General features: G+C 54.9%; 15 protein-coding genes. 8 read left to right on the top strand and 7 right to left on the bottom strand.

Features of this window, described 5'->3' with window-relative positions; translation table 11 throughout:
* Positions 1-8: 8 nt before the first annotated feature.
* The 4 genes from MCM46_11490 to MCM46_11475 all read right to left on the bottom strand — a co-directional run bounded on the left by MCM46_11490 (position 9) and on the right by MCM46_11475 (position 4,024).
* Entirely contained in the window at positions 9-1,199 is a 1,191-nt protein-coding gene (locus tag MCM46_11490; protein MCG3112428.1) for a hypothetical protein, read from the bottom strand.
* A gap of 378 nt (positions 1,200-1,577) precedes the next feature.
* Complete coding sequence (locus MCM46_11485) at positions 1,578-2,294, bottom strand: SDR family NAD(P)-dependent oxidoreductase (GenBank protein ID MCG3112427.1); 717 nt, start codon at positions 2,292-2,294, stop codon at positions 1,578-1,580.
* 26 nt (positions 2,295-2,320) lie between these two features.
* A complete protein-coding gene (locus MCM46_11480; protein ID MCG3112426.1) occupies positions 2,321-3,490 on the bottom strand; it encodes a glutathione-dependent formaldehyde dehydrogenase in 1,170 nt (389 codons plus the stop codon).
* A 63-nt stretch (positions 3,491-3,553) separates the two neighbouring features.
* Positions 3,554-4,024: an SRPBCC family protein gene (locus MCM46_11475; protein MCG3112425.1), complete on the bottom strand. Its 471-nt coding sequence runs from the start codon at positions 4,022-4,024 to the stop codon at positions 3,554-3,556.
* A 468-nt stretch (positions 4,025-4,492) separates the two neighbouring features.
* On the opposite strand from MCM46_11475, the gene MCM46_11470 reads away from it, so the two are divergent.
* Complete coding sequence (locus MCM46_11470) at positions 4,493-5,329, top strand: hypothetical protein (protein MCG3112424.1); 837 nt, start codon at positions 4,493-4,495, stop codon at positions 5,327-5,329.
* A gap of 267 nt (positions 5,330-5,596) precedes the next feature.
* Here the strand turns inward: MCM46_11470 and MCM46_11465 are convergent, their stop codons facing one another.
* On the bottom strand, positions 5,597-6,316 hold the full coding sequence (locus tag MCM46_11465; protein MCG3112423.1) for a hypothetical protein: 720 nt from the start codon (positions 6,314-6,316) through the stop codon (positions 5,597-5,599).
* Between the two features lie 360 nt (positions 6,317-6,676).
* A complete protein-coding gene (gene priA / locus MCM46_11460) occupies positions 6,677-9,157 on the bottom strand; it encodes a primosomal protein N' (protein ID MCG3112422.1) in 2,481 nt (826 codons plus the stop codon).
* Between the two features lie 202 nt (positions 9,158-9,359).
* Between priA and MCM46_11455 the strand changes: the two genes are divergently transcribed.
* The 4 genes from MCM46_11455 to MCM46_11440 all read left to right on the top strand — a co-directional run bounded on the left by MCM46_11455 (position 9,360) and on the right by MCM46_11440 (position 13,359).
* Entirely contained in the window at positions 9,360-10,253 is an 894-nt protein-coding gene (locus MCM46_11455; protein MCG3112421.1) for a peptidylprolyl isomerase, read from the top strand.
* Between the two features lie 4 nt (positions 10,254-10,257).
* Complete coding sequence (gene glmM / locus MCM46_11450; GenBank protein ID MCG3112420.1) at positions 10,258-11,628, top strand: phosphoglucosamine mutase; 1,371 nt, start codon at positions 10,258-10,260, stop codon at positions 11,626-11,628.
* A 12-nt stretch (positions 11,629-11,640) separates the two neighbouring features.
* Positions 11,641-12,441: a hypothetical protein gene (locus tag MCM46_11445; GenBank protein MCG3112419.1), complete on the top strand. Its 801-nt coding sequence runs from the start codon at positions 11,641-11,643 to the stop codon at positions 12,439-12,441.
* A 150-nt stretch (positions 12,442-12,591) separates the two neighbouring features.
* Complete coding sequence (locus MCM46_11440) at positions 12,592-13,359, top strand: tetratricopeptide repeat protein (protein ID MCG3112418.1); 768 nt, start codon at positions 12,592-12,594, stop codon at positions 13,357-13,359.
* Here the strand turns inward: MCM46_11440 and MCM46_11435 are convergent.
* Entirely contained in the window at positions 13,356-13,694 is a 339-nt protein-coding gene (locus MCM46_11435) for a PilZ domain-containing protein (protein ID MCG3112417.1), read from the bottom strand. The two genes, MCM46_11440 and MCM46_11435, sit on opposite strands and share 4 nt — an antisense overlap.
* 437 nt (positions 13,695-14,131) lie before the next feature.
* Between MCM46_11435 and tadA the strand changes: the two genes are divergently transcribed.
* From tadA to MCM46_11420, 3 genes are all read left to right on the top strand, one after another.
* Complete coding sequence (gene tadA, locus MCM46_11430; GenBank protein MCG3112416.1) at positions 14,132-16,057, top strand: Flp pilus assembly complex ATPase component TadA; 1,926 nt, start codon at positions 14,132-14,134, stop codon at positions 16,055-16,057.
* Between the two features lie 49 nt (positions 16,058-16,106).
* Positions 16,107-16,859 carry a DUF4912 domain-containing protein gene (locus MCM46_11425; GenBank protein ID MCG3112415.1) on the top strand — a complete coding sequence of 251 codons (753 nt, stop codon included), beginning with the start codon at positions 16,107-16,109 and terminating at the stop codon, positions 16,857-16,859.
* Positions 16,860-16,941: 82 nt separating this feature from the next.
* Positions 16,942-18,528 carry a DUF1957 domain-containing protein gene (locus MCM46_11420; GenBank protein ID MCG3112414.1) on the top strand — a complete coding sequence of 529 codons (1,587 nt, stop codon included), beginning with the start codon at positions 16,942-16,944 and terminating at the stop codon, positions 18,526-18,528.
* Positions 18,529-18,552 lie beyond the last annotated feature (24 nt).

Genomic DNA, 18,552 nt, shown 5'->3' with positions numbered 1-18,552 from the left:
AGCCGGAACTACTGGGTCGTAAAGCTTCGCGTTGCGCTCTCGGTTGTTTTTCCCTGGCTGTCCTCCGCGATGACTTTCCAGAAGTAAGTCGTCTGCGGACTCAGATTGGATGCGTTGTGTGTAACCTCATTCACCGGGAGGGTCCCATTACTGCTTCCCCCGCCCCTGCCGCCGCACGAGCCGAGAACCATCCCCGCGACAATTAAAAAGGCGATGAGAAAAGCGCCCTTTCCCCGACGCGTTCCCCCGCCGATCAGGACGACCCCCAACACGAGGAGCGACGCCGCAGCGGCCATCGTGCCGGTCTGCTGCGCCAATTGCGGCTTCGATGACGCCACGTTCACCTCATCACAGCCGTTGAAATCGGCATCGGGACAATAGCGAATTTGATAGGTCACCGTCTCCCCTTCCGGATCGGTTGTCCCGTTCCACTTAAATGTCACGGCCGTACCGACCCCCGTTTCGCCGTCGGCGGGGAAGACAAGGTCCGGAGCAGCCGGGGCGGTGTTCGACGGCGCGCCGGCGCCGATTGCGATATCCTGGCTGAAATTCAAGCTCGCCGGAGCCTCTCCAGCTTGATCGTTGGGACCGTCGTTGTCCGGATCGACCGACGTGATCAGAGCTCTGGCGGTATACGTTCCGGAGGTGGCCGGGTTGGTCAAAATACCGGCGTTGATGACGGCAGAAAGCCGCTGTGCGAAAGGGGCTGCAACAGTGGTTGCATTACCATCGCCTCCAAGTGGGATCGTGATGGTAAAAATGTGCTTTCCGTTCGTCGTGGAATAACCCAATATGATATCCACTGCGGGGTCAAGGGCGTCAGGCGGACCAAAAGAGGTGGAAGCGGTAGTATCATCGATTGAAAATACGGGAATGGTGAAGTCATTTGTCTGATCAATAAAGAAATCTCCCGAAAAACTCCCGACCTGAGTCCCGGGAGTACCAAAGCCGTTAAAAGTAAACCCGGCGGGATAGGTAATGACGGCTTGATACGTCTCGAAATCTCCTGGTTGGACATCAAATGTCAACGTTTGTACGGCTTCGGCGCCGGCATCCGTAGCGCTCAACAGCAGTCCGACATTGGTGGGAGGCCCGAAAGCCGGCGCTTGATTCGGCACCGTTCTGACCTTCTCATTGATGCCATGCGCGCAGGAGGAACAGAAGAGTAACGCTACCAACAGACCATAATATTTTTTCATTTTTCCCTCTTTGGAATATGGACGGTTATTGTTCATCGACACAGGCTGTCTGCCACCTCGATGACCGGAAGTTCGAGACGGACACATCTGCCCTTTAAAGCTTTACGAATTCGTCGCTGGAATGGGATGAAACCAGACGTTCGCGGTATTGCAAGCCCTCTTCCTGAAATAAACCGAGGAGGAAGAGACTTTCGGCGGGATAATACTGAATAAGGATAAAAAAGGCAAGACTTTTCTTAAGTGAATCTTGTCACGGATAAGTAAATTGATCGGCTTATATTTGATATAGAGATAGACCGATTGACGCTTCGCCGATCATAGCGATCCATGGAGATCGTGAGACGCCCATGGTCCGGAAATCGGATGTTCCGAAGAGGATTAGACGAAGAATTCTTCGTTGAAGGGTCGCAGGTCGAGTTCCAGGGTCCAGGCGCTTTTCGGTTGGTTGGCGAGGTTCCAGTACGATTCGGCGATTGCATCGGGATCCAGAAGCGGCTCATCGGGGGCGGGCCGATACCTTTCGCGAACGGCGGGGGTATCGATCACCCCGTCGACGATGATATGGGTCACATGAATTCCCTTCGGCCAGAGCTCGCGCGCCAGCGAGTCGGCCATTCCGCGAACGGCGAATTTGGCGCTGCTGAATTCGAGCGCGCCGCCCCGGCCCCGGATCGAGGAGGTCGCGCCGGTAAAAAGGATCGCCCCCCCTCCATTCCGGAGCATGTCGGGAACCGCCTCGCGCGTGCAGAGGAGCGCTCCATAGGCCGAGACCCGCCATGCCTGCTCAAACTCCTGCGGCGTCAGTTCCAGAACCCCCTTCCATACCGCGCGGCTCGCATGGTTGATGAGGATATCGACCGGGCCGAACGCCTCCCGGACCCGGCCGAAACCCTCCGCCACCTGCTTCGGATCGGTGATGTCGGTCGGCACCGCCAACGCCGCTTCATTCCGGCCTCGAATTTCCTTTTCAAGCTGGCGAAGATACCCGGCCGACCGGGCAAACATCCCCACCCGGCACTGCTCCCTTGCGAATCTCCGGACCAGGGCGGCCCCCGTTCCCGGCCCCACCCCCGCAATGACGACGGTACGCGCCATCACCCCCTCCGCAGAGTCAACCTGCTTCAAGGCTTGAGAATGACCTTGATGCACCCCTCCTCTTTTTCGTTAAAGATCCGATAACCCTCCGGCGCTTCATCGAGCGACATCCGATGGGTGATAATGTAGGTCAGATCGATCTTCTCTTTGATGATCCGATCGAGCAGGAGCCCCGTATATTTTTGGACCGGCGTCTGCCCCATCCGAAACGTGATCCCCTTCCCGAAGGCGATCCCCATCGGCATCTTGTCGACATAGCCGGCATAGACTCCCGGCAGGGAAACCGTTCCCCCGTTTCGGCAGGCGCGGATGACTTCTCTCAGCGCAAAGGGACGATCGGTCTCCAGGTGAAACTTCTGTTTTAATTTTTCATACGCGGCCACCGGCCCTTTTTCATCGGCATCCATCCCGACCGCATCGATGCAGACGTCGGGACCCCGGCCGGCGGTAATGTCCTTGAGTGCGTCCACGACATCGACCTCCTCGAAGTTGAGGACCTCCGTGTGGTTCTGGCCCCTCGCCTTGTCGAGCCGCTCCGGAACGTGATCGATTGCGATGACCCGCTCCGCCCCGAGAAGATACGCGCACTTGATCGTGAGCAGTCCGACGGGACCGCATCCCCACACCGCCACCACATCCCCCGGCTGAATACGGCCGTTGATCGCCGCATGATACGCGGTGGGGAAGATATCCCCCAGGAAGAGAACCTGCTCATCGGTCATATCATCCGGGACACGGACCGGCCCCACGTCGGCAAACGGGACACGGACATACTCCGCCTGTCCTCCCGGGTAGCCGCCATAAAGGTGGGTGTAGCCGAAGAGACCGGCGGTCGGAAAGTCGGTCACTTTCTCCTGCATGAGGAAATTCGGATTGGAGTTGTCACAGAGGGTGAACGCCTCCATTCGGCAATAGAAGCAGTTGCCGCAGGAGATGGAAAAGGGAACGACCACCCGGTCCCCCACGCGGAGCTTCCGATTTCCCTTTCCCACCTCGACCACCTCTCCCATAAATTCGTGACCGAGAATATCCCCGCGCTTCATCGTCGGAACATTGCCGTGATAGAGGTGGAGATCGGAACCGCAGATCGCCGCCGTCGTCACTTTGACGATGGCATCGCGCGGATTGAGAATTTTCGGATCGGGAACATTCTCGACCCGAACCTCTTGTGATCCATACCAAGAAACAGCCTTCATTCTCTTTCTCCTTAAATCACTTCAGAATAATTTCCACGAAATAAACCGATCGTTCTCGTTCGGCTATTTGGGACGGGCCGGCTCGCCGTTGTTGACCGGGATCTCTCCCGTTTCCATCAGCGCTTTGAAGCGGCGCAGATCTTCATAGACCCGCGTCCCGGGATCCTCTCCGATCAGCTTTGCCGCCACCGCGCCGAGTTTCCCGCCCGGCGCGTTGTATTCCATCCTCACCCGAACTTCCGTCCCTCGGTCGCCCGGCGCCTTCTTAAAGGTCACGGCGCCGGCCTGCTCGACGTCGGCACCCTCCAGCGATCGCCACGCGATCCGCTCGTTGATCTGATCCTCGGTGATCTCCGCGTCCCATTCGAACACCTGAGCCGCCGGCCCCTTCGCCCGCCAATGAGAGCGCCGGTCCCCCAGCGGCGTGACCGCCTCGAGATTTTTCATGAAATTCGGAAGCATGTCGAACTTTCGCCAGTAACGGTAGAGCTCCTCCGGCGACTTTAAAACGGTGACTGCTTTTTTTATTTCCATCTCAAGGACCTCCTTGTTCTAATTTTTTGTTCAATGAGATCGTGACTGCAACACGAAGTATCCTTGATGGAAGGGTAGAACGCTAAGGAAGGGGGCGTCAATTAGCTTGAAGGGAGTAGTGATCCCTTTCGGGCGACCTCTGCATTGAGAGAAGATCGCCGAAGAGGGAGGATGCGCGGGTTGCTTTTGGAATTGCATGTGATGATGAAGGACGGAGTATCGATTGTGAAATCTTTTTTGTGAAAATCAGAACGTGACCGGCAGGCAATACCAACGAATGTCACGCTTTCAGCTACCAATCCTCACATCTCATTGCTCTGATTATTGATTATTTCGGAAAGAAACCTTTGTTGATTTCTGAAAGGTCTTGGCGTAATCTTCGGGGATCGGAAAAGGTGTTTTTGTCTTGGGGGAATATGGTCCCTGCTACACTCGGAATTTCAATTAAAATATCATCAGGTTTTATCTATGACTGACTTACCGACCTGGGAAGTAAGACTCTTAGTAGAAGGTTCAATCAAAGTCGATAGCACTATTAACCTAGAGGTATTGAAAGGTTTCCAGGGCGATCGTCCATTTTATAGTAAGATTATTTTAAAAAACGCAGCATCAGGAATAGAAGCCTTTCTAACAGCGTTTGCTTCCACAAGTGACCTTGCACATAAGGCTGCATTGATTTTCTTTGGACAAATGCTTGACGCCCTTGCCCTCGAAATTAAACAGCCCCTATTTTTAAGTTTTTCTGAGCTTGAGGTAGGAAGGAGGGCGACTTATGCGGTACGCCGAGTTGTAGAAAAAAGGGAATGGAAGACGTCTTTTTATACTGCAAACCAGTTATCTGAGCAAGAACCGACATTTCTAAGAGCTTTGGGCTGGTATAGAAAGGGCTTATATTCAGAAGATCCATTTGATAGGTTTCTAGCATTTTGGAACTCAATTGAAGTTACTGCGACAAAGTATCACCCCAAAACAGAAAAAACTTCTAGTGGTTCCATAAATCAAATTTGGGCGTGCTTTGAAAGTCTATGGGGGAACTGCAACTCCTGGCCAGATCTGATTCGTGGAGAAACTGACTGGATTGATAAGAATTATAAGACTAGAAAGGATATTGCTCATGGCATTACACGGGTAAATATTCACGACGTTGAATCGGTTATAGAGAGATTGAAAATCATTGAGGAAATATCTCAGACTTTTCTTTCAGGCTGGCTTTATAAGAAGATACAACTCTCGGATCATTTAGAGTCTTTAGTAGATTATATTTTAGAAAATCCACTATCATCAGATCTCAAGCCCTCCACTTAGTCATCGCTATTGGGTGACCGATTTGCGCATCGCAGAGGTTCACTGATCATCCCTCTTTCCTTCTCCACGTGGGAGACCTTGTTTTCACTAATTTCGGTAGAAATGTTCTATCCTGGGATAGACTTTTAGGTCATTTATTACAGGAAGGAGGTTGGAGAGGTGTTGCCGATTTACCAAAATTAGTTCTTATTTGATGAAAATCGGCAGCTGAAGCTTGCCCTAACAATTCAATAATTTCAGCATCTATTTTTCATAATATAAAGTTTATTAACGATATTTTCTGTCTCGCTCCTTCAAGGCTATTTTCTTATCAAAATAATAGGTTAAAACATAATTGTGACTTTCGTTGTTTTCGGTCCTACTGTAATAGTAGGACACACTAAAAAGATCTTTTAAAAAGTTTGGCTGATCAACGAATCCAAAACTATAAGAACCTTCAGCATCAATAAAACCAACAGATAAAAAAACGCGTATATTATCATTCGGGTACCACCAACCCGACACACCAAAGATCTTAAAAGTTCCAATACTTGCAGGATCGAAACGATTAAAAGCTTGTATCAATCCTAGCGTGAAATTACTGAGATAATAATCGGCTGATACACCATAGCGTTGTCTATCTATGGTATCGGGTGAAGGTGATCTTTGAGGTATATCAAAGTTAGTACGTTCAAAACCATAGAATGCGGTAATTTTCCCAATGCTAAAGTCCCGCAAAAATAATGAACCATCCAGGGAAAAACGTTCTGCATCAACGATATTTCCTTTCCCCCTGTCATGTTGAATGTTTGTATTTATCGATGCGCCAATATATTCCCTAATAGGTAAATTGAATCCGGCATTGAGTTGAATATCATTGCTGAGATCACCAATGCTATATAGAAGTTCTACTTCCGCATTGCTTTCAATTACGCCCCCTTTTTCAGAAGCGAATAAGTTATTCTGAAACATTATTAGAAAGAATAAAAGCAGACCTACCTGCAGCATATATCCTTCTTACTATTTCGTTACATAACGACTGAACTGTGCGCATGAGCGAAGCCATGCTGTAACTGCGAAGGCTAATTGCCGCTGGAACGCTGGCCAGACGGTTTCATCACTCTTCGAAGGTCATTTCCAGAGACAAAGTTTTCCTGGGACGGACAGTCCATGATCTAAAAGATTGCGTCCATGATGGCGCCATTTCATACCATATTGGGGTGCTAAATACAAGATTAGAATTGGAAACCTTTATTTCGGATCGCTGATTTTATGCGAGGATTACAGGAAGAAAGAGCTGACCTTACAATATGTGAAAACAACATTATTATGATTTCTACAGCTGCGCCTTACCCCAAGGTGAAATGGTCAGACGAAATTCTGAGGATCGACATTCACCTCCAGCCGGACCCCCTTCCGCTCCATCCGCTTCCAGGAATTCAGCCCTTCTTTGAGAACGGCGGCGATTTTCTTCTGATCTTTTCCTTTGAGGAGAATCTGATAGCGGTATTCCCCCCGCAGGCGCATCAGCGGCGCCGGCGCCGGACCGAGGAGGGTCACCCCCCGTTCGGTCTCCCCTTTCTTCAGAGGGGGAAGCGCCTTCTCGATTTCTTTTAGAAGGGCCGCCGCCCGATCGACCACCCGCTTTTCTTCCGAATGGCTGAACAAGAGAAGGGTAAACCGGCAGAAGGGGGGATAACCCATCTCCTTTCGGAAGGCGATCTCCTGCGCATAGAACCCGAGATAATCGTGCGTGGTCGCCGCCGCGACCGACTCATGATTCGGCTGAAAGGTTTGAATGAGGACCTCGCCGGGCCGATCCCCCCGGCCCGCCCGGCCTGCCACTTGGGCCAACAGCTGAAAGGTCCGCTCGGACGAGCGGAAATCGGGGAAGTGAAGCGAGAGATCGGCGCAAAGAACGCCGACCAGCGTGACATCGGGAAAATCGTGCCCTTTGGTGATCATCTGGGTGCCGATGAGGATGTCGATCTCCCGCTGCGCCATCGCCGTGAGGATCTTGTGGTGGGACTCTTTTTTCTGCGTGGTGTCCCGGTCCATCCGGGCCACCCGCGCCGCCGGAAAACGTTGTCGGATCTCCTCTTCCACCTGCTCGGTTCCAATCCCAAGATGGACCAGCCGGACCCCCTGGCATTGGGAGCAGGCGGTCGGCGGGGCAAGCTGAAACCCGCAATAATGACAGACCAACTTTTGCAATTTCTTGTGGAAGGTCAAGGAGACGCTGCAACGGATGCAATGGGGGAGATAGCCGCAGTCGGGGCAGAGAAGCGAGGGGGAGAAGCCGCGCCGATTCAGAAAGAGGAGCGTCTGCTCTCGATTCTCCAAGCGTTTCTCCATCGCCGAAAGAAGCGATCGGGTCAAAAACGGCCGGACCCAATCCTCTTTCTTCCGAAGATCGACCACCGCCACCGCCGGCAAGGGACGGGCATCGATCCGGCCCGGAAGCGGAAGCAGGCGATATTTTCCGGTCTCGCTATTGTAGAACGACTCGAAGGAAGGGGTCGCCGATCCCAACACCACGACGGCGTCGGACTGCTTTCCCCGAACCAACGCGGTATCGCGCGCATGATAGCGGACGCCGTCATCCTGCTTGTACGACGAATCGTGCTCCTCGTCGACGATGATCACCCCGACCGATTCGAAGGGAGCGAAGATCGCCGACCGGACGCCGATCGCGATCTGTGCTTTTCCCTCCCGGATACGGCGCCACTCATCATAACGCTCCCCCGGCGAGAGGCCGCTGTGGAAGAGGGCCACCGCCTCCCCGAACCGGCTCTGAAACCGCGCGACCAATTGGGCGGTTAAAGCGATCTCCGGCACAAGGACAATCGCCCCCCTCTTTTGCGCAAGGGCCTTTTCGATAACGCGAAGGTAGACCTCCGTCTTCCCGCTCCCGGTCACCCCATGCAGCAAAAACGGGGTGAAGGTTTTCCCCTCGACGGCGGAGACAATCTGATCTACCGCGGCTTGCTGGGCAGAATTCAAGAGAATCGATGGCTGCAGCGGGAACCCCGAAGGACGCATCGGCGTTCGCGGGGCCTCTTCCTCCGCCTGATCGATCAGCCCTTTGTCGAGCAGGCGTTTCAGTGAGGCGCGAAGCGGTGCTTCAAACGCGCCGACCGGCATCGCCCCCCCGGCGGTCAGAAGAACCTGAAGGACACTGGCCTGCTGCGGGGCGCGTTTTTGTAACGAGGCGATGAGGGAAGCCGCTTCAGCCGGATCGGATTTCAAGAAAACAAGACGGCGGAATTTTTTCCGGACGGCGGGGCGATCGACCTCCCACGCTTCCGAGATCCATCCTTTTTTCTTTAATGTGGAGAGGGACCCGGCCAATTTCTCTCCCCCCGTCCGTTTGCGAAGCTGGGGCTCCGTCAGCCCTCCTCCCTCCTTGAGCGCCGCAATGATCCGCTCCTGGAGCGCCGTTTTCTTTTCTCCCCCGGCTTTCTCCGCCGTTTCCGTGAGATGGAAGCGTCTGCGGACCACCGCCTGGCTTCCCTGGGGGAAGGCCCCTTTGATCACCCTCCCCAAGGGGGCAAAGTAATAATCGGAAATCCAATGAAGGAGTTGAAAGAGAGAAGATGGAATCGAGACATCGCCGTCCAATAAGGCGAGAACTTCTTTGGTTTCTGGGACCTCCGGCCGATCGACGCGCCGAACATAATAAGCCAGGCGCCAGCCGCGCCCGAACGGCACCAACAGCCGGGTCCCCGGCGCCAACGGCGCCGCGGCCCAGGTTGATGGGAGATGGTAATGAAAAGTTCCATCCGCTTCGGCAAGCGCGACTTCGACAAATTGGGGGGCACTCATCGTTTCGGCCGTGAGGGTTGGCAAAAACCGATCCCGGCAAAGTGATCTCCGTCACCGAGAATCGACCGTATCCTAAAGAGGGGCTATTTTAACAACCTCACCCCGTCAAAACAAGAATAAACCGGACGAAGCGTTCGTCGGAATAAGGCCCGTGCAGGAATTCCCGTTGATCTTTTTCGGATAAACGGGTACAATGTCGCCACATATTTATGACTCGGAGGTTTCAATGAGTTTAAAACAAATGATCGCCCTTGTTTCCTTTCTTACTTTGAGCATCGTCGCGCAGGGGACGCTCTTTTCGATCGTAAACGCAGCGGAAGACGAGGTCGCCAACATCAACGGGGCCTCGATCAGCTCGGATGAATTTGAAAAGCGGATGGAGCGGCTGACCCGGGAGGGGCAGGGAAATTTCGACACGGCCGAGGGGAAGGAAGAGCTCCTCGATATCCTGATTTCACGCGAGGTCCTCAACCAAGAGGGAAAACGGTTGGGACTCGATAAGAAAAAAGAGGTGAAAGAACGGATCGAAGAGCTGACCAAAGAGGTGATGATCAGCGAAGTGGTCAACCAGATCGCGGCGGAAAAGCTGACCGACGCCGAGATGAAAAAATACTATAATAAAAACAAAGCGGAATTTAAAGAGGTCCGCGCCAGCCACATCCTGGTCAAGAGCGAAGAAGAAGCGAAAGAGATCAAGAAAAAGCTCGATCAAGGGGGAGATTTCGCCGCCCTGGCCAAAGAGAAATCGACCGATCCCGGAAGCGCCCCCCGCGGCGGAGACCTCGGCTTCTTCACCAAGGACCGGATGGTAAAAGCCTTCAGCGACGCCGCCTTTTCTCTGAAGGTCAATGAAATCAGCAAACCGGTCCAAAGCCCCTTCGGATTCCATATTATCAAAGTGGTCGAGACCAAAGATGCGAAAAACTTCGAAGAGCTCGCTCCGGCCCAACTTCAAAACATCCGGGGCACGATGATCAACGACGAAATCGATCAGCTGAAAGAAAAAGCAAAGATCAAGATCAATAAAAATCGCCTCATGCAAATCTCATCGGTCCCGCCGGATCACTCCATGGACGGTCCCGGCGAGCATTCGATGAGCGCTCCTCCCTCAGAGAAGTAGCCGAGTGGGTTCGACCATGCGCAAGCTGTTCGGAACGGACGGCGTCCGCGGCATCGCCAACATCGAGCCGATGACGAGCGAGATGGCGATGAAGCTGGGCCGGGCCGCCGCTCATATCTTTAAAAACAAGGCGGGCCGCCACCGGATCGTCATCGGCAAAGACACTCGCCTCTCCTGTTACATGTTGGAGTCGGCCCTCACCTCGGGCATCTGCTCCATGGGGGTCGATGTCCTCTTGGTCGGTCCCCTTCCGACCCCCGCCGTCGCCTTCCTCGCGCGAAGCCTCCGGGTCGATGCCGGGGTGATGATCTCCGCCTCGCACAATCCCTTCGAAGACAACGGCATCAAGTTTTTCTCCAGGGACGGGTTAAAGCTCCCCGACGAAATGGAACATCAGATCGAATCGTTGATCTTCTCGGGCGAAATCGACAACATCCGGCCGACGGCGGCGGAAATCGGAAAGGTCTTTCGGATCGACGATGTCGAAGGGCGATACATCGAGTTTGTCAAGAACTCCCTTCCGAAAGGGCTCGATTTTCAGCGGATGAAGATCGTCGTCGACTGCGCGAACGGAGCGGCTTATAAAGTCGCGCCGATGGTCCTCCGAGAGTTGGGGGCCGAGGTCATCGTCCTCAGCGACAGTCCCAGCGGGACCAACATCAATCTCAACTGCGGCGCCCTTTATCCCGAGGAGCTTCAAAAGAAGGTGATCGAGACCCAAGCCGACGTCGGCATTGCCCACGATGGGGATGCCGATCGGGCCGTCTTTGTGGACGAAAGGGGTCATGTCGTCGACGGCGATGCGCTTCTGGTCGCCTTCGCCCTGGCCCTCCACCAGGAGAAGGCATTAAAAGGAGAGACGCTGGTCTCCACCCTCATGAGCAATATGGGGATGGACTTGGCCCTCCGGTCGCGGGGGATTCAGGTCGTTCGAACCCCGGTGGGCGATCGATATGTACTCGAACGGATGATAAAAGACGGTTATAACCTCGGCGGCGAGCAGTCGGGCCATGTCATTTTTCTCGACTATAACACCACCGGCGATGGCTTGATTAGCGCACTGCAGCTCCTTTCTCTCATGAAACGAACGGGGAAAAAGGTCTCCGAGCTGGCCGCCTGCATGACCGCGCTTCCCCAGGTGCTCAAGAATGTTCGGGTTCAAAAAAAGCTGGAGATCTCGGAGATTCCGGGGCTTCAAAAAGCAATCGCCGACTGCGAGGAGAAGCTGAGGAACAACGGCCGAATCCTCATCCGGTATTCCGGAACCGAACCCCTTCTTCGGATCATGATCGAAGGCGAAGAGCAAACCGCGATCGTCGCGATGGCGGACCAATTGGCGGAGATCGTTCAAAAGAAAATCGGTTTATCAAAATAAGGAACGCTTGAGATGAAGCGACCGGGAACAATGCTTGGGCTTCTTTCCTTGGCCCTCTTTGCGGGGCTCGCCACGCTGGATGCCTCTCCGCTCGATGAGGTCGTCCGCTCGCGGCACAATCTGGCCCTTCCCTCGCTCCCTCCTTCCACCTCCTGTACGATCTGCCATATCGATCCGATCCCGGGAGCCGCGGCGGCGCCCAAAGCGGTCCCTGCCGAAACGGAGACCGCCGCTCCGCCGCAAAAGGCGCCGAGTCCGCCTCTTTGGGGAAGCCGGGAGGGAGCCGAATACCGCCTGACCGCCACCCTTTCGGCGAAGAGCCACCCGTACAATCAGCCGACCGGCTCCTCGCTCACCTGCTTGGCCTGCCATGACGGCGCCCTTGCCAAGGACATGCACGGCGTCAATGTCGATACCGCCCGTCTCGGGGCCGAAGCCAACACCTCCTGGGAAGGAGGTTTCTCCTCCAGGGAAGCGCCGCCATTGAGCCGCGTCGATCATCCGATTTCGATCCCCTATCCAAGAAAACCGAACGGCATGTTCGTCCCCGAGAATCCGTCGGTGACCTACGCCCGCTATTGGACGATCCCCGATCTCCGTCCGGAAGGGTATGTCCTGCCCCAACACGGAACCTCCTCCTACCTCGATCTTCCGAAAGAAAAAGTCTCTTCGCCGGAAATCCTCTCCACCCTGGTCCGAACCACCTCCGGCCGGATGGAGTGTGACAGCTGCCACAATCCCCACAGCGAAAAGATCCGTCCCTTTTTACGTGTTCCCTCCGCCTCGCTTTGCCTCGTCTGTCACGACCGTTAGACAAGATCCCTTTTCGGTACTTCCCTCCCCCCAATTCCCTAAAAGGTTCTGCACCATAAATCATTGATTCTTAACGTGTTTATTCTTCCGCAAGATCCCTCCACTTGACAGACCACCGAATTTTGTTATGGTTGCTTATAAGAAATCAAGATGGCAAATCGATCGGCCACCGCCTGGATTCTTCCGCAAAACCGGTCGAGAAAAGGAACGGCGATGAAACATCTTTTTTATAATGGATTTCTGCTCGGCTGGGTGCTCCTCCTCTCCGTCTCAGCGGAGGGGACGCACAGGCCGGCATGGGGAACGGAGAATCCGGCGGAGGGGACGCACAGGGAGATCGAGGCGCTCTTTCAAGAATCACTGAAGAGCGATGACTACGAACGGAACAAGACAAACCTTGGGAAAATTATCGATCTGGCCCCCGACTCCGCCTATGGTCATTTCTCGAAGGGATGGTTTTGGGCCCAGGAGGAGAACTACCCCATGGCCGTCGAGGAGTATCGAACCGCGCTCCAAATCCGGCCGCAGTTCGGCGAAGCGAGAAACAATCTCGCCTCCGCCCACTTCCATTTAGGAAATTGGTCCGACTCGATTCGGGAATATGAGGAGGTCCTTCGGCAAAATCCCGACTGGAGCGAGACACATCTTAATCTTGGATCGGCCTACTACATGGCCGGCCGCGCCTTCGCGTCGATCCAAGCCTGGGAGAAGGCGCTTCAACTCAATTCCGAGCTGTTCATCGTTCACTACTACTTGGGACTGACCTTTGATAAACTCGGGAGGAAAGCGGAGGCTCGCCATCACTATAAGCAATTCCTCGCGGCGGATAAAAACGAAGAGGAGTTCTCGGAATATATAGAACACGCGGGCCAACGCCAGACGGACATCTGGGTCGAACAAGCCAGTAACCAGACTTAATCAGCCTGATCGATGTATTGAAGATATGAAAGAAGCCGGGGGTGGGACGTTCGATTCACCTCCGAAAAAGAAATCCCAAGCGCATTGAAATTTCCATCGCGGCGCGCCCAGACGATTTTTCCTGAAAGTTTCTCCGAAGTCATCTCACCCGTACGTTGTTCGAAGAAAACCTCAATCTCGATCCCCTTGCCTGCTTCAACCGGATCTCGGGTGTAGCCTCCGATCCCTCCCCAACCGATATTGGGACGAAGGATCTCGATCACACCTCCCCCTTCCTGTATCAGAGCGATCTTCAGATTAAAACCGATTCGTTGGGACTTTCTTCTCTCTTGCATGGCGGAGAGACTACTGGAACCCCCTTCCCTTGTCAAGAGATTGCAGGGGTTCTATATGTCGAACCCGTACAGAAGATCGAATGGCCGATCCTGATGTCCTCTGAGGAAGAAGTGAGAAAAATCACGATTGATTGACTTTTGAATTTTCAAACGGATAAAATAAGAACCAATTCACCTCCAAGCCCTTGGAAACACCGCCCTCTCCATCCTCAACGACGGCGCATCCCGAACCGGCCGGATGGAGCGTAACAACCCGATCGACGCTTCCCTCAACTTTTTATTCCGCTCTTCAGAACCGTTCGGCCCGATCGGCCGAGAGGAAGAGGCTCTCCTCATTTTCAGACGAGGTCGGCGGCACTATTTTCATTTCGGCATTCGACGGACGGGAGCTTTTATCGGTTCCCGGCGCACCTCAATATTCAGCAAAAGGTGGACCGATGGAGAATGCAGTTAAGGGAAATGAGCGGAAGGCCGCAAAAAAGAGATTGGGAGATCTTTTGGTTGAAACCGGCCTTCTCTCTCAAGACCACATCCGGCAGGCCTTGGACGAACAGCGGAAGATCGGAAAACGGCTGGGCGAGATCCTCATTGCGCTGCAGATGATTTCAGAAAAACAGATGGCCCAATCCCTCGCCGCCCAACTCGATCTCAGTTATATCGAGCCGACGGGGATCCCCATCGATCCGGCCCTTCTTCTTTTGATCCCCGAATCGCTCGCCAAACGTCACCTCGCCGTGCCGTTGGAAATTCAAAGCAAAAAGTTGAGGGTCGCCATGGTCGATCCGCTCGATTATGAATCGATCAACGACCTCCAATTCCAAGCGGGGATGGCGATCCATCCGGCCATCGCCACGCGAAGAGCCATCTTGGAAACAATCGAGCAGAACTACCGCCTCGCCACTTCGGTGGAGAAAATCGTCGAGGCCTCCGCGAAAGATTTCGGAGAGGGATCGATTCAGGTCGTTTCACCGTTGGAAGAGGGGAACCTCCTCCATGCAGAGGCCCGCTCCCTTGAAGCGAAGAGCCGTCTTGCCCCGGTGATTCAACTGGCGAATCTGATCCTGAGCAAAGCGATCAAGCTCCAGGCGAGCGACATTCATCTTGAGCCGGGGCCGAAAGATTGCGGGGTGCGTTATCGGATCGACGGTCTGTTGAAAGATGAGATGCATCTTCCCAAGTGGGTTCAGAATCCATTGATCTCCCGGATCAAAATCTTGGCCAAGCTCGACATCGCCGAACGGCGCCTCCCCCAAGACGGCGCGGTCCGGGTCGTCGTGGAGGGCCATGAAGTCGACCTCCGCGTTTCAATCCTCCCGACCCTCTACGGCGAGAAGGTCGTCTTGCGCATCCTCGACCAGACACGGATCTTGATTCAGCTCGATCAGATCGGACTCGATGAGAAGTCGCTTCAGCTGATCCGCCAGATGAGCAAAAAAAAGAAGGGGATGATCCTGGTGACCGGCCCGACCGGAAGCGGAAAGACCACCACCCTCTACGCCATCATCAACGAATTGAAGTCGGAAACGAAAAACCTGACCACGGTCGAAGATCCGGTCGAATACACGATCGAAGGGGTCAACCAGGTGCAGATCAACTCGGAGATCGGCCTGACCTTCGCCGCCGCCCTTCGATCGATCCTCCGTCAAGACCCCAACATTATTCTGATCGGCGAAATTCGCGATCTGGAGACGGCGGAGATCGCCTTTCGCGCAGCGATGACCGGCCACCTGGTTCTCTCCACGCTCCATACGAATGACGCCGTCTCGACGATCACCCGGCTGATTGATATCGGAATCCCGCGATACCTCGTCTCCTCCGCGGTGGTCGGCATCGTTGCACAACGCCTGGTCCGAAAGCTCTGCCTCCAATGCCGGGTGGAAGCGCCGGCGGGTGGCGCTTTCTTTCAAGAAAAAGGATGCGCCGCCTGCCACTACACCGGTTTCTCGGGTCGGCGCGGCATTTTTGAGCTCTTCACCCTCTCCACCAAATTAAGGGAGCTGATCGCGAGCGGCGTAACCGAGCAAGAGATCCGCGCCATGACGGCCGCCTTCGGAATGAGCACCTTGCAGGAAGACGGCCTTCAGAAGGTCGCACAGGGGATCACCACGACGGAGGAGGTCATCCGTGTGGTTGAAATGGAAGAGACCTTTAGGAATCTTTGTCCTCAGTGTCACCGAACGCTTCACCTCGATTATCTGATCTGCCCCCACTGCGGCTGCGCCTCTCCCTATGTCTGCGCTTCCTGCGGGAAGTTCCTTCAGCCCGAGTGGACCGCTTGTCCGTATTGCCGACACGCCACCCAGGGCGCGCCGAGCCGCCCCGGATCACCCCAGACCACCCCACATCACCTGGATAAGGAATGACCCTTCGTAATGGATGATTGTACGATGCAGTGAAAAGTGAGGAGTCTTCATGAATCGACAAGAGCTTGAAAAAAAGAATATCGCCGCCCTTCGCTCTCTCGCCAAGACCCATGCGATTCGTCTTCGCCCTTCCATGCGTAAGAGCGAGATCGTTTCCGTTTTGCTGGAATCGCTTTCTCCGGCGGAAAAAAGGGAGCCCGCCCCCTTGACGGAGAAAGAAGCGGTCACGGCAAGCAGGATGACCGAACATGCCGGAGAGGGAGAAGCCGAAGAGGAAAGGGCTGGCGTCGGCACTGCAACCTATCCGGAGATTCCAATGGAATATGGCGTCAACCAGGTCGTCGCCCTGGTCCGCGACCCCTGGTGGATCTACAGCTATTGGGAGGTGACCCACGAAGGAATCGGAGAGACCCATCGGAAACTGGCCGATCCGGAAAGCCGCCTCGCCCTGCGGGTTTACGATCTTTCGGAGCGGAGCGATTTGACCCATTTTTGGGACATTGACGTCGACCACCGGATCGGAAACTGGTATGTCGATGTCGGCAAACCCGACCGGAATTTTTTGATCGATATCGGCATGAAGTCCCGTTCCGGCGCATTCGCGACGATCGCCCGATCAAACAGCGCCCACACCCCACCGGCCGGCCCTTCCGACCGGTTCGATGAAGAGTGGTGGTCGCCGGAAGGAACGCTTGCCTCCGACGAAGGAAGAAGGTTGCCGCTGGAGCCGTTCGAGCAAGAAAGAGAGGCGATCTCAAGCCTCTTCTCTCCGGGACTGCTCCGAAAAAGCGAAAACACGTGAGGCGTCAGGCGCTTTTACCCCTCACGCCTCACGTTCTCTTCTTTGTCGCCTCACAGCTCTGAACGGCCTTTAGGAGGTTCCCATGGAAAAAGGATCTCTCTCACTCATTCTCCATTCACACCTTCCCTTTGTGCGCCACCCCGAATATCCGGAGTTCCTCGAAGAGGATTGGCTCTTTGAGGCCATTACCGAAACGTATATTCCGTTCATCACGATCTTTGAAAAACTATTGAACGATCGGGTCCCCTTTCGGATCACCCTCTCGATCACGCCGACCCTGGCCGCCATGCTCAGCGATCCGCTTCTGCAGCGGCGTTATTTGGAACACATCGAGCGGCTGATCGAGCTTGCGGAGAAGGAAGTGCATCGGACGCGGAGCCAGCCGGAGTTTCATTCGACCGCCCGGATGTATCTCGATCGGTTCCGGGAAGCGCGGACCGTCTTCAACGATCGATACCGGCGGAATCTTCTCGCCGCCTTTCGCGCCTTCCAGGAAGAAGGCTCGGTCGAGCTGATGACCTCGGCGGCCACGCACGGATTTCTTCCGCTCATGGCGGTCAATCCGAATGCCGTGCGGGCGCAGGTCGAGATCGGCGCGCGGGAATATGAACGCCACTTCGGCCGGCGTCCCCGCGGGATCTGGCTTCCCGAGTGCGGCTATTATCCCGGATTGGAAGAACACCTGGCCGCCTCCGGGCTTCAATATTTCATCGTCGATTCTCATGGACTCCTCCACGCCGTTCCCCGTCCGAAATATGCCCTCTACGCCCCGATCTACACCCCCGCGAAGGTCGCGGCGTTCGGACGGGATGTCGAATCGTCGAAGCAGGTCTGGAGCGCGGAGGAGGGCTACCCGGGCGATTTCGTTTACCGCGATTTCTATCGCGACATCGGCTTTGACCTCGATCTCGACTACGTCCGGCCCTACATCCACGACGGCGGCATCCGCATTTCAACCGGAATCAAATATCACCGGATTACCGGGAAAACCGACCACAAGGAGCCGTATCACCGGGGATGGGCGATCGACCGGGCGGCGGAGCACGCGGGAAATTTCATGTTCAACCGGGAACGCCAGATCGCACACCTCCACGACGCCATGGGGCGAAAGCCGGTGATCGTCGCCCCCTACGACGCCGAGCTCTTCGGGCATTGGTGGTTTGAAGGACCGGAATGGATCGACTTTTTCATTCGGAAAAGCGCCTACGATCAGAACATTTTCCGCCTCACCACACCGGCAGAGTATCTCCGCGAGAATCCGAGGAATCAGGTGGCGACCCCGCCGATGTGCAGCTGGGGATGGAAGGGATACAACGAGGTCTGGCTGGAGGGGAGCAATGATTGGATTTATCGCCACCTTCATCAAGCGGCCGATCGGATGGTCTCACTGGCCCAACGCTTTCCCCAAGCGGACGGCCTTCAGAAACGAGCGCTGCGCCAAGCCGCCCGCGAGCTCCTCTTGGCGCAGGCTTCGGACTGGGCTTTTATCATGAAAACGGGAACGTCCGTTCCGTATGCCGTCAAGCGAACCTACGATCACCTCTCCCGCTTTACCCGGCTCTATGAAGAGATTTCATCGGAGCGGATTCATGAAATTTCGCTCAAAGAGATCGAAGAAAAAGACAACCTCTTCCCGGAGATCGACTATCGGCTTTATGCAGGCGCTTAGGTGTTCCCCCTGCTTGCGAAGAGA

The sequence above is a fragment of the Candidatus Manganitrophus morganii genome, assembly GCA_021651055.1.
GTDB lineage: Bacteria > Nitrospirota > Nitrospiria > SBBL01 > Manganitrophaceae > Manganitrophus > Manganitrophus morganii.
The sequence above is the reverse complement of the archived record's forward strand: the minus strand, read 5'-3'. Positions and strand labels throughout refer to the sequence as shown.

Bases quoted from the DNA above. Each gene is read 5' to 3' on its own strand.
- MCM46_11490 (MCG3112428.1), bottom strand. From the start codon at position 1,199: ATGAAAAAATATTATGGTCTGTTGGTAGCGTTACTCTTCTGTTCCTCC.
- MCM46_11485 (MCG3112427.1), bottom strand. From the start codon at position 2,294: ATGGCGCGTACCGTCGTCATTGCGGGGGTGGGGCCGGGAACGGGGGCC.
- MCM46_11480 (MCG3112426.1), bottom strand. From the start codon at position 3,490: ATGAAGGCTGTTTCTTGGTATGGATCACAAGAGGTTCGGGTCGAGAAT.
- MCM46_11475 (MCG3112425.1), bottom strand. From the start codon at position 4,024: ATGGAAATAAAAAAAGCAGTCACCGTTTTAAAGTCGCCGGAGGAGCTC.
- MCM46_11470 (MCG3112424.1), top strand. From the start codon at position 4,493: ATGACTGACTTACCGACCTGGGAAGTAAGACTCTTAGTAGAAGGTTCA.
- MCM46_11465 (MCG3112423.1), bottom strand. From the start codon at position 6,316: ATGCTGCAGGTAGGTCTGCTTTTATTCTTTCTAATAATGTTTCAGAAT.
- MCM46_11455 (MCG3112421.1), top strand. From the start codon at position 9,360: ATGAGTTTAAAACAAATGATCGCCCTTGTTTCCTTTCTTACTTTGAGC.
- MCM46_11445 (MCG3112419.1), top strand. From the start codon at position 11,641: ATGAAGCGACCGGGAACAATGCTTGGGCTTCTTTCCTTGGCCCTCTTT.
- MCM46_11440 (MCG3112418.1), top strand. From the start codon at position 12,592: ATGGCAAATCGATCGGCCACCGCCTGGATTCTTCCGCAAAACCGGTCG.
- MCM46_11435 (MCG3112417.1), bottom strand. From the start codon at position 13,694: ATGCAAGAGAGAAGAAAGTCCCAACGAATCGGTTTTAATCTGAAGATC.
- tadA (MCG3112416.1), top strand. From the start codon at position 14,132: ATGGAGAATGCAGTTAAGGGAAATGAGCGGAAGGCCGCAAAAAAGAGA.
- MCM46_11425 (MCG3112415.1), top strand. From the start codon at position 16,107: ATGAATCGACAAGAGCTTGAAAAAAAGAATATCGCCGCCCTTCGCTCT.
- MCM46_11420 (MCG3112414.1), top strand. From the start codon at position 16,942: ATGGAAAAAGGATCTCTCTCACTCATTCTCCATTCACACCTTCCCTTT.